This is a genomic window from Oleiphilus sp. HI0080 (assembly GCF_001635135.1).
In genome coordinates, this window is sequence record NZ_LWFU01000949.1 from 1 (window position 1) to 639 (window position 639).

Consider the following 639-nt stretch of genomic DNA (forward strand, 5'->3'; position numbering starts at 1 on the left):
ATCGCTCAAGATCAGCAGCGGGAGCGCAATGTCAAAACGGTTATGACGGAATTGAATACCGCCTATGATATGCCTTTGGAAGATCGCGTTTATACCATGCAGGTCGCTATGCAGGATAATTATGGCGATACCCCCGAGGGTTTACTAATGGGCACCGCGAGTGTGACGACCCAAATGGTGTTCCGGTTAGACTCTGTACAAAAAGAGTTAGCGGCGATGGAGGCCGACGAACGCCAAGAGACAATCAACCAAATGCGTTTGCAATTGGGTTTTCCTGAAGACCGCATTGGTGTTCTGGCAGAGCAGGACAAAAAGAATGACGAAATGTGGGATAAGGGTAATGCCTACATGGAAGAGCGAGAAGCGCTTGTTGCAACTTATCAGGGTGAAGACTTGGAAACCGAGCTTGATTTGCTGCGGCTGAAACACTTTGACGATCGCAGTGCATACTCGCTCAAGCAAGAAGAAGCGCTTGGTATGATGCGCTATGAGCGCCAGCGTATTTACGGTTTGAATTGATCATCCATTAACGTGAGCCTGTTTGCGGAGATGCTCAAGGCTCACAGCGGGTTTTCGCACTGTTAGGGTTTTAGCTTCTTATACGTCCCGTCTAGCCAACCCTGAATTTCAGACATGTAC

General features: G+C 48.7%; 1 protein-coding gene. It reads left to right on the plus strand.

Annotation, left to right across the window (positions count from 1 at the left end; genetic code table 11):
- On the plus strand, positions 1-519 hold a 519-nt coding region (locus A3751_RS23140; RefSeq protein ID WP_197466489.1), incomplete at its 5' end, for a hypothetical protein.
- Positions 520-639: the final 120 nt, after the last annotated feature.